The sequence below is a fragment of the Flavobacterium luteolum genome, assembly GCF_027111275.1.
GTDB lineage: Bacteria > Bacteroidota > Bacteroidia > Flavobacteriales > Flavobacteriaceae > Flavobacterium > Flavobacterium luteolum.
Genome location: NZ_CP114286.1, coordinates 2496359 through 2513482, shown reverse-complemented (window position 1 = coordinate 2513482; position 17124 = coordinate 2496359). Strand labels below are relative to the sequence as shown.

Below are 17124 nucleotides of genomic sequence, written 5' to 3'. Positions count from 1 at the left end.
GGATTGAAAAACGGAATTCGAATCTTTGTCAAAATAAAATTTGAAAAAAGATGAAGAATATTGCCAAAGATGTTTACCAAATTCCGTTATTTCCAAGAAATGCTATCAATTGTTATTTAATCGAGGATGTTTTAATTGACGCTGGAATTAGAACTTCTTCAAATAAAATATTAAAGTCGATAAAAGGCAAATCCATTGCCAAACACGCCTTGACGCATGCCCACGCCGATCATCAAGGAAGCAGTAAAATAATCTGCGAAACCTTGAACATTCCTTTTTTTTGCAGCGAACCTGAAAAAGCATTTGCAGAAAACGGAAATGTGATTACAGAATACCCAAATCCGAATCATATTATTTCGAAATTTCAGAAAAATTTTTGGGCAGGAAAAGGGCATCCGGTTTCTCAAACTTTAAAAGAAGGAGATCAAATTGGCGGATTTAGGGTCATTGAAACTCCTGGACATTCACGAGGTCATTTGTCCTTTTTTAGAGAAAAAGATGGCGTTTTGATTGTAGGTGATGTGATGACTAATATGAATTTATTGACTACAAAAGTTGGTCTGCATGAACCTCCCCATTTATTTACCGCTGATAAAGAAACCAATAGAAAATCGATACAAAAATTAGCTTCATTACAACCCAAAATATTGTGTTTTGGTCACGGCCCTATTTTATTTAACAATCGAGAATTGGAGAAGTTCAAAAACTCAATTTAGTTTAATTAACAAGAATTTACATATTCCGTAAGTTTTCATTAAGACTATTCTAATAATTTTACTCTCAACTAATTAATCCTATATGAGAGTAAAATTACTTACCACAATTTCTATTTTCACTTATCAGCTCAGCGTTTCTCAAACAGAAAAACTATTAAACGGAAAAGTTCTTGCGCAAAACATTCCGCTTAATAAAGTAGAGGTGATTAATAAAACAGCTCGAACAAGTACGAGAACAAATGAGCTAGGCGAGTTTTCAATTTTAGTCCGTCCACAAGACAGTCTGCTTTTTTACTCCAAAGACTATTTCTTTAAAAGATTTAAAATTTCTCAGGAAAACATAGATCAAAACAACATGGTTGTAAATATGATTCTAAAGCCTGAAGAACTAGATGAAGTCTTAATTACAAACATAAAATTTCCAAAAGTCGGTCCAGCAGACGAGAATTCTACTGTTGTGCCAGTGGGGCCAATATCTACAGGTGTATACAACGGGACTATAGCAAATGGAATGGATTTAGTCGCTATTTTCAATTTGTTTAGAGGAAAAAGAAAAAAAGAGCAATTTAAGTTCAAGGAATTGGATTTTAAAAAATTAGCCGAAGCGACTGTTCCATTAGATTTCTTTACAAATGATTTGAAAATAAAGCCAGAAGAAAAAGAACTGTTTTTACAATTTTGTGATGCTGATCCGCAGGCTAAAATTCTTGTACAGCAGAAAAATTTACTTTACACAATGGATTTCCTGCATACTAAAAACAAAGAGTTTCAAAAATTAAATTCAGGAATTAAAAACTAAAAGTCATTACATGAAAGTAAAATTACTTACTACAATTTCTTTTTTAACCTATCAGCTTAGTATTTCTCAAACCGAAAAATTACTCCATGGAAAAGTTGTTTCTCAGGAAAGTGCACTTCAAAATGTAGAAGTCATTAATAAAACAGCCAAAATCAGCACGAGAACAAATGAATTTGGAGAATTTTCAATTTTAGTTAAAGAGCAAGACAGTATATTGTTTTTTTCCAATAATTACTTATTTACAAGATTGAAACTAACCGCGAAAGATTTAGAAAAAAGCTATCTCATTGTTGAAATGACTCCAAAAGCTGAAGAATTGGAGAATGTTACGGTTTCTAGATCCGTTTTTAATAAAGCTGAAATTAAAAAAATCGCCAATAATAAGGAAAAAATAAAGGAGATTAAAAATCGTAAACAATTTGACGAAGTGGCTTCAAAATTGAATGTTTATGACGGGAGGATCAAAAATGGACTAGATTTTAGTTACCCCATTTTTGATAAACCGAAGAAAAAAATTGAGCCACGTGATGACCGTTTTAAGAAACTTGTCATTGCTTCTTGCTCTCCTGATTTTTTCATCAAAAATTTGAAGATAAAACCCGAAGAGAAAGAAATTTTCTTAAAATTTTGTATTGAAGACCCAAAATCTAAAACCCTTTTAGAAAAATCAAATGATTTAGAATTAATAGACTTTCTATATTCTAAAAATGAAGAGTTTAAGAAGTTGAAGTAGTTTTTTTTAATTTCTTCCATTTTAAAAAAAACACAACAAAAACAATTAATAAAATTAGCATTATTCCCGAAAGGATAATAATAATTATTTCAATTTGAGATATATAATCTGAATATATATTCCCTTTGCTTTCTCTTAATTCACGAAGTTGAGAACCATAACTTACTGCTCTTTCACGATAGTAATCAATTTCACCTTGAGCGCTATTGATCATTCTTTCTACAATCAAATCTCCCTCATAACCATAATTTCTTGCAGTTCTGTAAGTCTCAAGCGCACTGTTATTTTTTCCTAACAATTCTGCAAGATTGCCAAGTTCAAAGAGTAGAATAGCAATAATTTTATCTTTTGGTTCTATAAAAGACATTCTTTCATTTACCTGAAAATAAATTGATTGTGCCAATTCCTCAATCTCTTTTTGAGACAATTTTGTTTTAGGCTCACGTGAAGTTCCAAAATTTGTATTTATTAAAAACTGACCTGAAACATCCTTTAAATTCTTGATTTTTGCTTCTAATATTTTCAAGTGAAGCCATTCTGATCCTTCATGAGATTTTGGATTTATAGCAATAGACTTTTTAATCCAATCATAGGCTTTTTGGTTTTCACCCATTAATTCGTAAAGTGTTCCTAAGTTAGATGCCGTGGAATATCTATTAGGTTTAATTTTTTCAATGTTCAGATATAATTTTAGAGCTTCATCATATTTTCCTAGAACAATTAAAAGATATCCTTTATCAGATAGATAATCTAAATCTTTGGTCTTCTTATATAAGCTGTCAAGTTCAATAATCAATCTTGGAAAATCTCCCTTGAAAAAATAATGCCCTTGAGGATTAATTCCATCATAATCTTGATAAGCATAAGCTCCATTTTTTAAAATTTTAGTTTCACCATTCAAACAAGCAAAAGCTTTAAATGATATCAAAACCAAAATAGCCACGAAGATTTTAAATCTATTCATAAAGTATTAACGCACTAATTAAACTTGAAACAAAGAAAAACCTGAAACTTGAAACTAAATTTTACTTATTCAACCACCAAATACTAGCATTCAAAACTGTCGCAAATCCAACCCAAGCCAAATATGGAATTAATAAATAACCTGAAATTTTATTGATTTTGATGAATTTCAAATACGTTTCATAAATCATTAGCCATAAAAGAACAATTTCGATTAAAGCCAACATCGGATTTTTTAATCCAAAAAATAAATAAGACCAAATTGAGTTTAAAATCAATTGAATGATAAAGAACAGCAATGCTTTTTTAACCTCTTCTGTATTTTCTTTTATTCTATCCCAAACCAACGCCGCTGCAATTGCCATTAAAATATAAATCACAGTCCAAACTGGCATAAAAATCCAGTTCGGTGGATTAAAAACTGGCTTTTCCAGCATGACATACCAAGTTTCAATGCTGGGTTTTGTAACTACTCCGGCAGAATATCCTACTGTTAAACAAATTACTAAAGCTATAGCGATTTTTACGAACTTATTCATTGTATCAAATTTTGAATTCAAAAATAGTCAAAAGAAAAGTTTAAACCATATAAGTTATATAAGTTCATTTGAAGGATTTAATTCTGTGTCAGGCTGAGCGGAGTCGAAGCCCTTTCCAATTCATAAGCCTTCGACTCCGCTCAGGATGACAATCATGTCACAGTTCATTTTTAGTAAACCATGCTTATAATTTCTTATATAACTTATATGGTGGAAAAATGAAAAAGTTATCTTTGCCAAAATTTATACTTTCATGTTTACAGCAGCCGATTTTATACCAAATCCATATACTTCAACAATCGAAAACGGAAATTTTGAATGGAGCGCTCCAAGCAACATTGCATTGGTGAAATACTGGGGGAAAAAAGACAACCAGATTCCTGCAAATCCTTCTGTAAGTTTTACTTTGAATAATTGTAAAACGATCACCAAACTTGCGTTCTCTAAAAAAGACGCTTCGACTCCGCTCAGCGAGACAAATGGTTTTTCTTTTGATTTGCTTTTTGAAGGAAAACCAAAAGAAGACTTTAAACCAAAGATTCAGAAGTTTTTAGAAAGAGTTGAGGTTTATTTGCCGTTTTTGAAAGACTATCATTTTACGATTGACACTCAGAACACTTTTCCACACAGCTCAGGAATTGCTTCTTCAGCGTCTGGAATGGCTGCATTGGCAATGAATTTTATGAGTTTAGAAAGGAAACTAAATCCTGAGATGGCGGATGATTATTTCTTTCAAAAAGCTTCATTTCTAGCTCGTTTAGGTTCTGGAAGTGCTTGCCGAAGCGTAAAAGGAAATGTAGTAGTTTGGGGGAATCAGGCTAATATTGAAGGAAGCACCGACTTATTTGGAGTTGAATTTCCATATACAATTCACCAGAACTTCAAGAATTATCAAGATACTATTTTATTGGTTGACAAAGGCGAAAAACAAGTTTCGAGTACCGTTGGACACGATCTAATGCACAATCATCCGTATGCCGAAAGACGTTTTGCACAAGCACACGAAAATCTAGATAAATTGATTGCCATTTTTGAAAGTGGAAACTTAGACGAATTCATCAAAGTTGTAGAAAGTGAAGCTTTGACTTTGCATGCCATGATGATGACTTCGATGCCGTATTTTATTTTAATGAAACCTAATACATTACAAATCATAAATGCAATCTGGAAATTCAGAAATGAAACCAAGATTCCAGTATGTTTTACGCTTGATGCTGGAGCAAATGTTCATGTACTTTATCCTGAAAACGTTAGCGAAAAAGTATTACAATTTATTCAGGATGAATTAGTTGTTTTTTGTCAGAATGGTCAGTACATTTGCGACAAAATTGGGAGCGGTGCAATTGCATTATAATTTTCCGTATCTTTAATTAAATTTTTTATTAGAAAGACATAAAATAAATCATGAAAGGACCACTATTTTACTCAAAAATATTACTCTTTGGAGAATACGGAATTATCCGCGACTCTAAAGGACTTTCTATTCCTTATAACTTTTACAATGGCGCTTTAAAAAAATCTGAAGAGCCTACAGAAGAAGCAATTTCATCAAACAGAAGTTTAAGAAGTTTTGCTTCTTATCTTGAAGTGTTGCATACACAGCAACCAGAATTGGTTACTTTCGATTTAGAAACTTTAAAAAATGATGTTGAAACTGGAATGTACTTCGATTCTAGTATTCCGCAAGGATATGGCGTTGGAAGTAGCGGTGCGCTTGTTGCAGCTATTTATGATAAATATGCTACCAACAAAATCACTGTTCTGGAGAATCTGACTCGTGAAAAATTATTACACTTAAAAAATATATTTTCTCAAATGGAAAGCTTTTTCCACGGAAAAAGTTCTGGTTTAGACCCTTTAAACAGCTATTTGAGTATTCCAATCCTGATTAATTCTAAAGATAATATTGAAGCTACTGGAATTCCGACTCAAAGTTTTGACGGAAAAGGTGCGGTCTTTTTGTTAGATTCAGGAATTGTGGGCGAAACTGCTCCAATGGTTAGCATTTTTATGGAAAACTTAAAAGATAAAGGTTTCCGTGCCATGCTTAAAAACCAGTTTGTAAAATATACCGATGCTTGTGTAGAAAACTTTTTACATGGTGACATGAAATCTTTGTTTACCAATACTAAAAAGCTTTCTAAAGTTGTTTTAAATCATTTTAAACCAATGATTCCAGAACAATTTCACGGAATCTGGCAACACGGAATTGATACAAACGATTATTACCTAAAACTTTGCGGTTCTGGTGGTGGAGGTTATATTCTAGGTTTTACGGAAGATTTAGAAAGAGCCAAAGCGTCCTTGAAAGACTATAAATTAGAAGTAGTTTATCAGTTTTAAAGTTAAACCTCTTAAAATATTGCTATTGAATACCATTTCCTAAACATTTAATCTTAAAAAATTATTGCCTATGAAAAGTATTTTAAAGATTCTCAAAGCAACTTTTTTAGGAGGAATTCTGTTCTTAGTACCGCTGGTTGTACTATTAATCGTTTTGGAAAAAGGATATGGTCTTGTACAAAAGACTACACTGCCACTTGTAAGCACTTTACCAAAAGTAAGCGTTTTAGGTCTTGCAATTCAGGAGCTTGTTGGAATATTAATCATAGTTCTAATTTGTTTTATTGCTGGATTATTGGCAAAAACTGCAGCCGCAGAAAAATTAGTTCAGAAATTAGAAGACGGAATTTTAAGTTTTGTTCCTGGCTATTCATTTATGAAAAGCATGAATGAAAATATATTGGGTTTAGAATCTAAAGACGATTTAAAAGTAATTTTAGTCCCTACAGATGCGGGTTTGCAATTTGCTTTTTTAATAGAGCAAGTCAGTGATGAGAAATTCACCGTCTTTATACCAGATGCTCCAAATCCGTGGAGCGGATCAGTAGTTTTTGTAGACAAAAAAGACATTACAGAAATCGACATTACACAAAAACAAGCTTTGGCGTGCATTCGAAAATTAGGTTATGGATCTGAAGAATTGTTAAAAAACAAGCTCTAGTTTTCAGAATCGAAAAATATACTTTAACTTCCCTAAATCAAATCAATCCCACTATATCATTTATGTTAAGCAGACAACACAAACTTTTAGTAATGAAAATTGTTAGTCTGTTCTCTGTAGTTCGAGGTTACAATATTCCTATTATTGTTTTAGCACAATACTTATCGGCAATTTTTATACTGGCACCAGAAATTAGAGCACTGGATATCTTGCTTGATTTTCCTTTGTTTTTAATTGTTTTTGCTTCAGCTATTACAATTGCTTCTGGTTATATTATCAATAATTTTTACGATAGCCAGAAAGATCTGATTAATCGTCCGAATAAATCAATGCTCGATCGTTTGGTAAGTCAGAAAACTAAATTAAACGTTTATTTCAGTTTGAATTTTCTTGCGGTTCTAATGGCTTTTATAGTTTCGTGGAGAGCTTTTTTGTTCTTTTCAGGCTATATTTTTATGATTTGGTTTTATTCGCATAAAATTAAAAAGTATCCAATTATTGGGAATTTAATGTCTGCATTGCTTGCTGTGACACCTTTTTTTGCCATTTTACTTTATTTCTATAATAAGATTTCGTTTGAAGAAATTGAGAATCACATGAGTCATTTTGTGGTGATTTCGGCACATGCGGTTTTCCTGTTTCTGCTTTTGTTGATTCGCGAAATGATAAAAGATCTTGAAAACCTGAAAGGTGACTTGGTAAGTGAGTATAGAACAATTCCGGTTTTATACGGAGAAAAAATTTCTAAGCAAATTATAACAGTTTTGACTTTGTCTACCATCTTACCTGTTTATGTTTTGGTTAATATTTATGACGTGGGCTATATGGATATTTATTTTTACGTCTGTTTTGGAGTTTTGCTTTTCTTCCTAATTTATTTATGGAAATCTGATTCTAAAGAACAATATCTAAAACTTCATAATGTTCTTAAGTTCCTGATTGTATCTGGCGTTTGCTGCATTGTTCTCATTAATCCAAGCGTCTTATGGCATGGTCGCGAATTGATTTCTAATTACTAAGTTTTTTCTTCCACAGAGATACACAAAGAATTTCACAGAGATTCGCAGAGTATTTTTGTGCAACTCCATGAAATTCTTTGTGAATCTTTGCGTAATAATCTATTACAAAAAAGCCAATTACATTGCTTCTGAACATCTTAAAATAAAACGCTATTAATCTAAGAACATTGAACTTAAGATTTATTAGCAGGAAAAAACTATCTTTGCACAAATTAATGATTCTATGAACAACAAGGAAGGCAACAATAAAAGAGGCGGATCGAGACCAAATAGCTCACGACCAAACTCTAACAAGCCAAAACCTCCTATGGCTAAGCGCGCGCAAGGGCCTAAAAAAGTAAAACCTGAAGTTAAAGCTGCTCAGGAAGCTGCTGCTGAAAAATTTAGAAAACAAAATCAGCCAGCGAAGAGACAAAAAGCTTCAGATGAAATTCGTCTGAACAAATACATCTCTAATTCTGGTGTTTGTTCTCGTCGTGACGCCGACATTTATATTCAGTCTGGAAACGTTAAAGTGAACGGTACTGTAGTTACAGAAATGGGTTATTTGGTAAAACTGAATGATGTTGTAAACTTTGACGGTGTGACATTAACTCCTGAAAAGAAAGAATATATTTTATTGAATAAACCTAAAAACTTTACAACTGCCTTTGATGAAGGCCAGGAATATCGTAACGTTCTAGAACTTGTTCGTGGTGCTACAAATGCAAAAATTGCTGCTGTCGGAAGAATGGACAAGAATACAACTGGTTTGCTTTTGTTTACAAACGACACCGATATGATTCGTAAATTTACATTGCCGAATCAGAAATCATCTAAAATATATCAGGTTTCTTTAGACAAAAACTTAAAATTTGAAGATTTAGAAAAAATCAGCAAAGGTTTAGTTCTTGACGGACACCGCGTTTTTGTTGAAGAAGTAAGCTATATTGATAATGAACCAAAAAGCGAAGTTGGTCTTAAACTACGTACGGCTAACGTAAAAGTGGTGCGTTCTATTTTTGAATCTTTCGAATATAATGTTTTAAGAATTGACCGTGTTTCGTTTGCTGGATTGACCAAAAAGAATCTTCCTCGCGGAAACTGGCGCTTTTTGACCGATCAAGAAGTTATCAATTTGAAAAACGTATAAGCATTTTTCAAATTTAAGTCATAAATGAATCCTGTTTTCTTATTGAAAATGGGATTTTTTATTTTTAAAAACTAAAGAAATTATGTCCGAAAAGGGTAAAAATAGATCTTCCGATAGATTGGTTTTTATCTTCTACTGTTTCGTAATTTGAAAAACCTAGGATGATTTTGATTCCGGGCGGAATGCTGTTTAAAATATCTCTTTTTTGATCTTCTAAAAGGAGTTTTAAACTTTCTATTAATTGAAGATTGTATCTTAAATAAGACATTACAAGTAATGCCGAAAAGTTAAGTATTTCTCTGGCTGTTTCGCTTTTGATGCCAACTTCGTTAGAAACCATTTCTGAAATTCTGCCTTTTTTGTTAGAAAACAATTCTTTCAGCAATACATTTCCTTCTAAACGGTAACAGTCGTCGACTGATAAAATTCTGCCTGCATTAAAATCTACTTCTTGGTAAAAAGTGGAATCTTCTTGGATAAGAGAAACAATTTCGGAGTAAAAATCAGATTCTTCGGCTTTGTTGTAGAGTCCCATCAAAATTGTGCCGATCGAGACGTCTATTCCCTTGATTAAAAGTGCATCATTCTCAAAATAAAACTTGTTTAACTTGGAGACAACATTAGAAGAAATAAAGCGTCTAAGTTCAATTTGTAGGTTTGGGGTCATACTCATAACTTAAAAAAATGATTATTTATACTTATTTAAAATAACCGATAAAGTGAGGCTTTTCATCGATTATCGTGATAAAAATATAAAATATTTTAACATTTCCAAAAATTAAGTTAAAAATTTAGACAGTCGATTTTCAAGCATTTAGCCCTAAAAAATAAGGAAATGAGTAAATATAAAGCTTGGCGTAGTTATAAGATACGAAAATTATATTCAAAATTTTAAGAGTTTTTTTCAAAAAATCAAAAATATAAGAAAAAGCTTAAAGTCAAAATTACCATTTAGAAAATCAAGTGTCTATTTTGCCAAAGGATAGTCAGAAAAATACCTAGATAAATTACTGAGAAAAAGAAGTTAACAAAACTCGAAGCTAAGAATCCGAGTACAGAGCCAGTAGCCGCTTTCAAAGCGCGTTTGTGATTTTGAGAATCGTATAATAGCTCACCAATTAACGCCCCGGCAAACGGTCCAATAATAACTCCAAACGGAATTGGCGCAAGAATTCCAACAATTAAACCAATATTCGTTCCCCAGACTCCGTAAGAACTTCCACCAAATTTTTTAGTCCCTTTTGATGGAATTACATAGTCTAAAATTGTGATAATTACCATTACAAGAAAAGTAATCCCGAGAACCCAATAATTGTTTTCTACCGCCTTGGTCAGATAGAGCAATAACAATCCTACCCAACAGCTTGATAATCCCGGCAAAACAGGAAGAAAACTCCCAAAAACACCAACAATTACACATATAAGTCCCAGCAATACCAAAAGTAAATCCATATCATTTTGTAAATTTGTTTTTACAAATTACTACTTTATTTTTTTTCATACAAACGTTAAAATATGTATCTTTAAAATATGAAGTTTCGTAAGCTTCTAAAAGCTTCACAAAAAAATAATCCGTATTTTTGTTCATTCATTCAATTTTAAAACTTTGAGGCAGTTTTTCCCTTTTTTTATATGTATTCTTTTTAATTCTTGTCAATATTTTGAGAAGCAGGTTCCTTCTGAAAAAGAGTTACTTCAAAAAGAGTTAAAATCGATCAACTGGAAAGAAGTAGACGAATATCCTTCTGTTCCTAACTGCGACAAAATTGCCGATAAAAAACTACGCCAACAGTGTTTTTTTGAAGTCATGTCGGGTCTTATTCAAGAAAAACTAAACATCGATACTTTGTCTATAATGTATCCAGAGTTGGACACAATCGAAGTCAAAGTAACCGTTTTTCCAAATTCTACCATGAAGTTTGAGCCTCAGTTTCCTAAAGATTCTGTAGCTTACGACACCATAAAAATAGACAGCATTTTGCATGCGCGTCTAGTCAATTTCCCGAAAGTAAATCCAGCTATAAAACGTGGAATTCCTGTAAAAACGCAATTTATTCTGCCTGTTATCATAAAAGCAAAAGATGAGAAGTAGTTTTATAAGTAGCTATTTTTTAAACTGGCGATCTTTCCATTCATAAGAACCAACCAAACTATACAAAGCCACTATCGAACTAAAAAACGGATACAGCAAACTACTCAATAAAAGGCTTTTTATTCTAGTTTTTGTCAAAAATTGATTCGTTATAAAAAGCAAAACATAATCGATTGCAAACTTAGAAAAAGCAAAAAGCACAAAAATGGCATAAGACCAAATTCCTAAAATCACAGAGAAAAAGCCAATAACAAAACTCAGATTTCCAAAGAAAACAATCAAGCCCAAGAGTTTACCAAAAGTGCTTCTATATGAACTAGTTTTAGCCGCCCAACGCACTCGTTGATAAAAAAGAGCTTTCCAATTCTCTGTTGGCTTAGTAATCACAATTGCATCTGTGCCTTTTAAATAATGAACTTCGTCAGGGAACTTTTCAATTGCTTTCTGAAGTAAAAACACATCATCTCCGCTGGCAATTTTGTCGTTTCCATCAAAGCCGTTTAAGCTTTCAAACAATGATTTTGTGTAGGCAAAATTGGCTCCGTTGCACATAAAACCTTTCTTTATCCCAAAACTTCCAATAGTCGCGCCTTGAAGACTTGTTAAATCTAATTGCTGGAAATGATCTAAAAATGAGTTTTCGCATTGATAAGTTACTGCTCCTGCCAACATAGAAACTTTCTTTTCCTGAATATAATTATCAAACGTTAAAAGCCAGTTTTCAGGAACAATACAATCGGCATCGGTTGTAATAACCCAATCGGTTTTTACATGCTGCATTGCCGTTGTAATGGCGTCCTTTTTGGGAGAACTGGAAATTCTAATGTTATCAATTATTGAAACTTGGAACCTGAAAATTGAAACCTGAAACTTTTCAATTGAAGCGTCATCAACTAAAATCACTTCAAATAAATCTGTCGGATAATTTAAGTTCGAAATGCTGTTTAAAAGATTTGGCAAGTTTTCTTCTTCATTCCGAAACGGAACTATAATCGTAAAACTAGTCTTCGGCTTTAAATCTCTTTTCTGATATTGCTGCACTTTGAAAAAACCATAAATCAGCAAAAAAATGCTAACGATATAAATGGCTAATATGGCAAACAATCCGAAAATCATGATGCTGTTTTGGTTTTAAAATTCAGCACAAAATAACTTCCTAAAACAACTGGTAAAACGACATTCAGAAACCACATTAAAGTACTGATAAAAATTACAATCCATTCGTTTACACCTAAAATTCCGAAGAAATATATCGCAACACTTCCTTTTACCGCAAAATCCAAAAACTGAAATGTCGGTAGCGAAGAAGCCAAAAAGTAAACCGATGTTATCGCCGCCATTAAAGTTAAATAAGGCAGATCGACATCAAAACCTAAAAACAAAAAGTAATATTGATGCGAGAAAACCAAGTAACGGCAGATTCCTAAAAAGAAATTTTTCTGGTGAATAGATTTCGGAATTTCATTGATTTTATGAATCAGTTTCTCAATCGAATAGCCTTTTACTTTTATCTTTTTAATGGAGAATAATAGAATTAAAATTAGTGCAAATCCGCCAAAAAGAATCAGAACTGTTTTAGTTGTTATTACATTAAATTCAGCGTTAAAATACAACAATCCGAAGATCCCAAAAATGATGGTTAAAATCATCTGGATTCCGTTGCAGATTAAGTTTAAGAAAACAACTCTTTTGGTTTCCGATTTTGGGTAATACAATGCTTTTCCAGCATACTCTCCCACTCCATTTGGCGTAAAAATTCCTGCTGTCAAAGCAGCTAAAACCTGTTTTGTAGCTTCATAAACCGATATTTTATGAATTACTTGCGCAAGATTCTGCCACTTCAAAATCTCAAAATAACGGTTCAATACACTCAAAAGCAAAATAAACGAAATTCCTAAAACCGACTGGTTTTTCTTGAACAAAACAATAAACTTCTGCCAGTCCAATTTGTCATTGTTAGCCAGCTGATTATAAATAAAATAAAATGCGCCGCCAACAATTAAAAGTTTGGCCAGAAGAACTAGGAATTGCTTAGCTTTGTGAGGAATTGAAATCATGCCGCAAAAGTAATCAAATGTGGCAATTAGGAAGTGAGAAAATGAGTCAATTTTCTAAACTTGAAACCTTAAACTTGAAACCACAATCTCTTGATACAAGAACGCATCATATTAGGTATTGACCCTGGAACCACGATTATGGGTTTTGGATTGATTAAAGTAATCAATAAAAAAATGGAATTTCTGCAATTAAACGAATTGCAACTTTCCAAATACGACAATCATTACCAAAAACTAAGAATCATTTTTGAACGAACCATCGAATTAATTGAAACGCATTGTCCAGACGAAATTGCAATTGAAGCGCCTTTCTTCGGCAAAAACGTGCAATCGATGCTGAAACTAGGACGCGCGCAAGGTGTTGCAATGGCAGCAGGGCTTTCGAGAGGAATTCCGATTACAGAATACGAACCTAAAAAGATAAAAATGGCGATTACCGGAAATGGAAATGCCAGCAAAGAACAAGTTGCCAAAATGCTGCAACAGCTTTTGGGTCTAAAAGAATTACCAAAAAATCTTGACTCAACAGATGGTTTGGCTGCAGCGGTTTGCCATCATTTTAATTCGGGAAAAGTTGTGGCTGGAAAAAGTTATTCTGGTTGGGATGCTTTTGTGAAACAAAACGAGGATCGAGTTAAGAAATGAGTCAATGTGCCAATTTGATAATTAGATAATTCTATAGACAACCATAAATTATCTAATTGACACATTCTCTAATTATCTAATTAAAAATGAGCGGCATTTATATTCACATACCATTCTGCAAGCAGGCTTGCCATTACTGCGACTTTCATTTCTCGACTTCGATGAAAAAGAAAGACGATATGGTTTTGGCTTTGGCTAAAGAAATTGCTATGCGCAAAACCGAAAGTGATGGTGAAATTGAAACTATTTACTTTGGCGGTGGAACTCCTTCGGTTTTATCGAATGATGAAATCAATTTTTTAATTTCTGAAGTTTATAAAAACTATAAAGTTGTAGAAAACCCTGAAATTACGCTTGAAGCCAATCCAGATGATTTGTCAGCGCAACGAATTCTGGAATTATCTAAAAGTCCGATAAATCGTTTAAGCATCGGAATTCAGTCTTTTTACGAAGAAGATTTGAAGATGATGAATCGCGCTCATAATTCGGCGGAAGCCAAAAAATGTTTGGAAGAAGCAACGAAATACTTTGATAATATTTCATTGGATTTAATTTACGGAATTCCAGGAATGAGTGACGAAATGTGGAAACAGAATATTCAGACTGCTTTAGATTTCAGCATTCCACATATTTCTAGCTATGCTTTGACGGTTGAGCCAAAAACAGCTTTGAGCAAATTAATTCAAACTGGAAAAATTGCTGAACCTCAAGACGAAGTGGCGTCTAATCATTTTGCGATTTTGGTCGAAATGCTTCAAAAAAATGGTTTTATTCATTACGAATTATCCAATTTCGGGAAAGAGAATTATTTCTCCAAAAACAATTCGGCTTATTGGCTGGGTAAAAAATATATCGGAATCGGTCCTTCGGCTCATAGTTATGATGGCGAAAAAAGAGGCTGGAATATTGCGAATAATTCTTTGTATTTAAAAGCGATTCAAAACGACGAACTTCCAATAGAAACAGAAATCCTGACTATTTCAGATCGTTATAATGAATATATTATGACAGGATTGCGAACAATTTGGGGCGTTTCTTTAGAGAGAATTGAAAAGGAATTCGGGTCAGAATATTTAAATTATTTACTGGAACAATCTCAAAAGTTCTTAAAAGACGATTTGTTATCTGTCGAAAACAACATTTTAAAACCAACTCCAAAAGGAAAATTTTTAACGGATGGAATTGCTTCAGATTTGTTTTATGTTGAAAGCTAAGTTTAACCGCAAGGTTCGCTAAGGGTTACGCAAAGAACGCTATCTGTTTTTTTGTAGGAATAAATCTATATTTTCAAGACGCAAGTATTATATTTGAGCTTTAAATATTGATTTTATGTCAGAAAATGATTTATCACGAATTGTATTTCATTCAGCTTTGAAGGTTCATCAAACTTTAGGACCTGGACTTTTAGAAAGTGCTTATGAAGAATGTCTATTTTATGAGTTGAAAAAATTTAACTTGACAGTTGAAAAACAAAAGGCTCTACCATTAATTTACGAAGATGTAAAATTAGATGTTGGTTATCGATTAGATATTTTAGTAGAAAATAAACTAATTTTGGAAATAAAGTCTGTAGATTGCTTAAATGAAGTTCATTTTGCTCAACTATTGACTTACTTAAAATTAACAAATTGCAAACTAGGCTTATTAATAAATTTTAATGTTGCATTACTAAAACATGGTATTAAAAGAATAGCAAACAATCTTTAATAAAATCCTAGCGACCTTTGCGTAAACCTTAGCGAACCTTGCGGTTAAATCAACATGATAGCAAAAATCAACAACTTCGAAATCGACTTATCAAAACCCATTGATATTTCTATTCCTTTAACCAATACAGATGAAAATCCGATTGCTTGGTATATTGAAAAACCAGTCATTGAACCAGTAGTTTTTGGCGACTGGATTGGGAAAGTTTCAGAAGGAAAATCATCTACCAATTTCAATAATATTTTCTTCAATCCGCATGGGCATGGAACGCATACGGAATGTTTAGGTCATATTACGAATGATTTTTATAGCATTAATCAATCTTTAAAACAGTTTTTCTTTTCTGCTAAATTGATTACAGTTGAACCTGAAAAGATTGGAGATGATTTTGTGATTACGAAAGAAAGCATTTCGACTTCGCTCAATGTGACATCGCATGAGAGCGCTTCGACTTCGCTCAGCGTGACAAATGAGGCTTTAATCATTAGAACGCTTCCAAATCAAAAGGAAAAAAAATCAAGAAAATATTCCAATACAAATCCGCCGTATTTGTCTGAAGATGCTGCAGTTTACATCCGCGAAAGCGAAATTCAGCATTTATTGATCGATTTACCAAGTGTTGACAAAGAACATGATGAAGGAAAATTATTGGCCCATAAAGCGTTTTGGAATGTAAAAGACACGCATAATGTAAATCCAGACGCAAGATTTAATGCTACAATTACCGAAATGATTTATGTTTCAGACAAAATCGAAGATGGAAATTATATATTAAATCTTCAAATTGCTTCGTTTGAAAATGATGCAAGTCCAAGCAAACCAATTTTATATAAAATTTAAAAGGTCGCCACTAATTACACGAATTTTCACGAATTAATTTTTTGTCACAGATTAAAGGATTAAAATGATTAAATCTGTGTGAATCTTTTTAATCTGTGGCAAAAAAATCTAAAATCTAAAATTAAAATGATTAGTGTTTCAACTGACAAAACTAAACTCGACGTTCCGTTTATACAAAACTTCCTGAAAGATATTTATTGGGCAGCAGGAAGAACAATGGAAGAAGTGCAACGCACGATTGATGCTTCGGTTTGTTTTGGAATTTATTTAGATGACAAGCAAATTGGTTTTGCACGCGTAATAACAGATTATGTGGTTTTTGCTTATTTAATGGATGTTTTTATTGATGAAGCACATCGTGGAAAAGGCTATTCATCGATTTTAATTGATGCCATGATGAATGAACCTCAATTGCAAGAAGTTAAAATCTGGCGATTGGCAACAACTGACGCTCACTTTTTATATGAAAAATTCGGATTTACAAAACTGAATCATCCCGAAAAGATGATGGAAAAAATAGTAAAATGAAAACAGTCTTAAAACTAGAAGAAGTCGCATTATTTATTCTCGGAATTTTCCTTTTTAACCGTTTAAACTATGAATGGTGGTGGTTTTTGGCTTTAATTTTAAGTCCAGATTTATCTATGATTGGATATGCTTTTGGCAATAAAACGGGTGCACTACTATACAATATTTTCCATCATAAAGGAATTGCGCTTTTAATTTATGGTTTAGGATGTTATTTAAGTATTGAGAGCATTCAATTAACAGGAATTATTCTATTTTCGCATTCAGCAATGGATCGTGTTTTTGGTTATGGACTGAAATATGAAAAAGGTTTTAAATACACACATTTAGGTGAAATTGGTAAATAAGCA

General features: G+C 32.6%; 21 protein-coding genes. 15 read left to right on the top strand and 6 right to left on the bottom strand.

Annotated features, from left to right (window positions below; all coding sequences use genetic code 11):
• The first annotated feature begins 50 nt into the window (after positions 1-50).
• From OZP10_RS10855 to OZP10_RS10845, 3 genes are all read left to right on the top strand, one after another.
• A complete protein-coding gene (locus OZP10_RS10855) occupies positions 51-716 on the top strand; it encodes an MBL fold metallo-hydrolase (protein ID WP_281634636.1) in 666 nt (221 codons plus the stop codon).
• Between the two features lie 82 nt (positions 717-798).
• Positions 799-1515, top strand: a complete 717-nt coding sequence (locus tag OZP10_RS10850) for a hypothetical protein (protein ID WP_281634635.1) — start codon at positions 799-801, stop codon at positions 1513-1515.
• A 10-nt stretch (positions 1516-1525) separates the two neighbouring features.
• Positions 1526-2248: a hypothetical protein gene (locus tag OZP10_RS10845; RefSeq protein WP_281634634.1), complete on the top strand. Its 723-nt coding sequence runs from the start codon at positions 1526-1528 to the stop codon at positions 2246-2248.
• On the opposite strand, the gene OZP10_RS10840 is transcribed toward OZP10_RS10845, so the two are convergent.
• Positions 2232-3212, bottom strand: coding sequence for a tetratricopeptide repeat protein (locus tag OZP10_RS10840; protein WP_281634633.1), 981 nt, complete (start codon positions 3210-3212; stop codon positions 2232-2234). The two genes, OZP10_RS10845 and OZP10_RS10840, sit on opposite strands and share 17 nt — an antisense overlap.
• 61 nt (positions 3213-3273) lie before the next feature.
• Positions 3274-3750 (bottom strand): TspO/MBR family protein, encoded by a 477-nt coding sequence (locus tag OZP10_RS10835; protein WP_177211192.1) that lies wholly within the window; start codon positions 3748-3750, stop codon positions 3274-3276.
• 253 nt (positions 3751-4003) lie between these two features.
• On the opposite strand from OZP10_RS10835, the gene OZP10_RS10830 reads away from it, so the two are divergent.
• The 5 genes from OZP10_RS10830 (at position 4004) to OZP10_RS10810 (ending at position 8905) form a co-directional block, all read left to right on the top strand.
• A complete protein-coding gene (locus OZP10_RS10830; protein ID WP_281634632.1) occupies positions 4004-5104 on the top strand; it encodes a diphosphomevalonate decarboxylase in 1101 nt (366 codons plus the stop codon).
• Between the two features lie 50 nt (positions 5105-5154).
• Entirely contained in the window at positions 5155-6093 is a 939-nt protein-coding gene (locus OZP10_RS10825) for a mevalonate kinase family protein (RefSeq protein WP_177211194.1), read from the top strand.
• Between the two features lie 70 nt (positions 6094-6163).
• Positions 6164-6754, top strand: coding sequence for a DUF502 domain-containing protein (locus tag OZP10_RS10820; protein WP_281634631.1), 591 nt, complete (start codon positions 6164-6166; stop codon positions 6752-6754).
• A 62-nt stretch (positions 6755-6816) separates the two neighbouring features.
• Positions 6817-7773, top strand: a complete 957-nt coding sequence (locus tag OZP10_RS10815; RefSeq protein WP_281634630.1) for a geranylgeranylglycerol-phosphate geranylgeranyltransferase — start codon at positions 6817-6819, stop codon at positions 7771-7773.
• Positions 7774-7996: 223 nt separating this feature from the next.
• Complete coding sequence (locus tag OZP10_RS10810) at positions 7997-8905, top strand: pseudouridine synthase (RefSeq protein ID WP_177211197.1); 909 nt, start codon at positions 7997-7999, stop codon at positions 8903-8905.
• A gap of 64 nt (positions 8906-8969) precedes the next feature.
• On the opposite strand, the gene OZP10_RS10805 is transcribed toward OZP10_RS10810, so the two are convergent.
• Both OZP10_RS10805 and OZP10_RS10800 read right to left on the bottom strand, forming a co-directional pair.
• Positions 8970-9572, bottom strand: coding sequence for a DUF937 domain-containing protein (locus OZP10_RS10805; protein ID WP_008466405.1), 603 nt, complete (start codon positions 9570-9572; stop codon positions 8970-8972).
• Positions 9573-9856: 284 nt separating this feature from the next.
• Positions 9857-10357, bottom strand: a complete 501-nt coding sequence (locus tag OZP10_RS10800) for a DUF456 domain-containing protein (RefSeq protein WP_281634629.1) — start codon at positions 10355-10357, stop codon at positions 9857-9859.
• Between the two features lie 154 nt (positions 10358-10511).
• On the opposite strand from OZP10_RS10800, the gene OZP10_RS10795 reads away from it, so the two are divergent.
• A complete protein-coding gene (locus OZP10_RS10795) occupies positions 10512-10997 on the top strand; it encodes a hypothetical protein (protein ID WP_281634628.1) in 486 nt (161 codons plus the stop codon).
• 12 nt (positions 10998-11009) lie between these two features.
• Here the strand turns inward: OZP10_RS10795 and OZP10_RS10790 are convergent, their stop codons facing one another.
• Both OZP10_RS10790 and OZP10_RS10785 read right to left on the bottom strand, forming a co-directional pair.
• Positions 11010-12113, bottom strand: coding sequence for a glycosyltransferase family 2 protein (locus tag OZP10_RS10790; RefSeq protein ID WP_281634627.1), 1104 nt, complete (start codon positions 12111-12113; stop codon positions 11010-11012).
• Positions 12110-13054, bottom strand: a complete 945-nt coding sequence (locus OZP10_RS10785) for a lysylphosphatidylglycerol synthase transmembrane domain-containing protein (protein ID WP_281634626.1) — start codon at positions 13052-13054, stop codon at positions 12110-12112. Before OZP10_RS10785 ends, OZP10_RS10790 begins: the two co-directional genes overlap by 4 nt.
• 90 nt (positions 13055-13144) lie before the next feature.
• Between OZP10_RS10785 and ruvC the strand changes: the two genes are divergently transcribed.
• The 6 genes from ruvC to OZP10_RS10755 all read left to right on the top strand — a co-directional run bounded on the left by ruvC (position 13145) and on the right by OZP10_RS10755 (position 17121).
• Entirely contained in the window at positions 13145-13699 is a 555-nt protein-coding gene (ruvC, locus tag OZP10_RS10780; RefSeq protein WP_281634625.1) for a crossover junction endodeoxyribonuclease RuvC, read from the top strand.
• An 86-nt stretch (positions 13700-13785) separates the two neighbouring features.
• A complete protein-coding gene (hemW, locus tag OZP10_RS10775; protein ID WP_281634624.1) occupies positions 13786-14913 on the top strand; it encodes a radical SAM family heme chaperone HemW in 1128 nt (375 codons plus the stop codon).
• Positions 14914-15028: 115 nt separating this feature from the next.
• A complete protein-coding gene (locus OZP10_RS10770) occupies positions 15029-15406 on the top strand; it encodes a GxxExxY protein (RefSeq protein WP_281634623.1) in 378 nt (125 codons plus the stop codon).
• Between the two features lie 54 nt (positions 15407-15460).
• Positions 15461-16246 (top strand): cyclase family protein, encoded by a 786-nt coding sequence (locus OZP10_RS10765; protein WP_281634622.1) that lies wholly within the window; start codon positions 15461-15463, stop codon positions 16244-16246.
• Positions 16247-16372: 126 nt separating this feature from the next.
• A complete protein-coding gene (locus tag OZP10_RS10760) occupies positions 16373-16774 on the top strand; it encodes a GNAT family N-acetyltransferase (RefSeq protein WP_281634621.1) in 402 nt (133 codons plus the stop codon).
• Positions 16771-17121, top strand: coding sequence for a DUF4260 domain-containing protein (locus tag OZP10_RS10755; RefSeq protein WP_281634620.1), 351 nt, complete (start codon positions 16771-16773; stop codon positions 17119-17121). The genes OZP10_RS10760 and OZP10_RS10755 overlap by 4 nt, the downstream gene beginning before the upstream one ends.
• Positions 17122-17124 lie beyond the last annotated feature (3 nt).

What these genes read in the sequence shown, in the direction of transcription:
- OZP10_RS10855 (WP_281634636.1), top strand. Translation starts at nt 51, where the DNA reads ATGAAGAATATTGCCAAAGATGTTTACCAAATTCCGTTATTTCCAAGA.
- OZP10_RS10850 (WP_281634635.1), top strand. Translation starts at nt 799, where the DNA reads ATGAGAGTAAAATTACTTACCACAATTTCTATTTTCACTTATCAGCTC.
- OZP10_RS10845 (WP_281634634.1), top strand. Translation starts at nt 1,526, where the DNA reads ATGAAAGTAAAATTACTTACTACAATTTCTTTTTTAACCTATCAGCTT.
- OZP10_RS10840 (WP_281634633.1), bottom strand. Translation starts at nt 3,212, where the DNA reads ATGAATAGATTTAAAATCTTCGTGGCTATTTTGGTTTTGATATCATTT.
- OZP10_RS10835 (WP_177211192.1), bottom strand. Translation starts at nt 3,750, where the DNA reads ATGAATAAGTTCGTAAAAATCGCTATAGCTTTAGTAATTTGTTTAACA.
- OZP10_RS10830 (WP_281634632.1), top strand. Translation starts at nt 4,004, where the DNA reads ATGTTTACAGCAGCCGATTTTATACCAAATCCATATACTTCAACAATC.
- OZP10_RS10825 (WP_177211194.1), top strand. Translation starts at nt 5,155, where the DNA reads ATGAAAGGACCACTATTTTACTCAAAAATATTACTCTTTGGAGAATAC.
- OZP10_RS10820 (WP_281634631.1), top strand. Translation starts at nt 6,164, where the DNA reads ATGAAAAGTATTTTAAAGATTCTCAAAGCAACTTTTTTAGGAGGAATT.
- OZP10_RS10815 (WP_281634630.1), top strand. Translation starts at nt 6,817, where the DNA reads ATGTTAAGCAGACAACACAAACTTTTAGTAATGAAAATTGTTAGTCTG.
- OZP10_RS10810 (WP_177211197.1), top strand. Translation starts at nt 7,997, where the DNA reads ATGAACAACAAGGAAGGCAACAATAAAAGAGGCGGATCGAGACCAAAT.
- OZP10_RS10805 (WP_008466405.1), bottom strand. Translation starts at nt 9,572, where the DNA reads ATGACCCCAAACCTACAAATTGAACTTAGACGCTTTATTTCTTCTAAT.
- OZP10_RS10800 (WP_281634629.1), bottom strand. Translation starts at nt 10,357, where the DNA reads ATGGATTTACTTTTGGTATTGCTGGGACTTATATGTGTAATTGTTGGT.
- OZP10_RS10790 (WP_281634627.1), bottom strand. Translation starts at nt 12,113, where the DNA reads ATGATTTTCGGATTGTTTGCCATATTAGCCATTTATATCGTTAGCATT.
- OZP10_RS10785 (WP_281634626.1), bottom strand. Translation starts at nt 13,054, where the DNA reads ATGATTTCAATTCCTCACAAAGCTAAGCAATTCCTAGTTCTTCTGGCC.
- hemW (WP_281634624.1), top strand. Translation starts at nt 13,786, where the DNA reads ATGAGCGGCATTTATATTCACATACCATTCTGCAAGCAGGCTTGCCAT.
- OZP10_RS10770 (WP_281634623.1), top strand. Translation starts at nt 15,029, where the DNA reads ATGTCAGAAAATGATTTATCACGAATTGTATTTCATTCAGCTTTGAAG.
- OZP10_RS10765 (WP_281634622.1), top strand. Translation starts at nt 15,461, where the DNA reads ATGATAGCAAAAATCAACAACTTCGAAATCGACTTATCAAAACCCATT.
- OZP10_RS10760 (WP_281634621.1), top strand. Translation starts at nt 16,373, where the DNA reads ATGATTAGTGTTTCAACTGACAAAACTAAACTCGACGTTCCGTTTATA.
- OZP10_RS10755 (WP_281634620.1), top strand. Translation starts at nt 16,771, where the DNA reads ATGAAAACAGTCTTAAAACTAGAAGAAGTCGCATTATTTATTCTCGGA.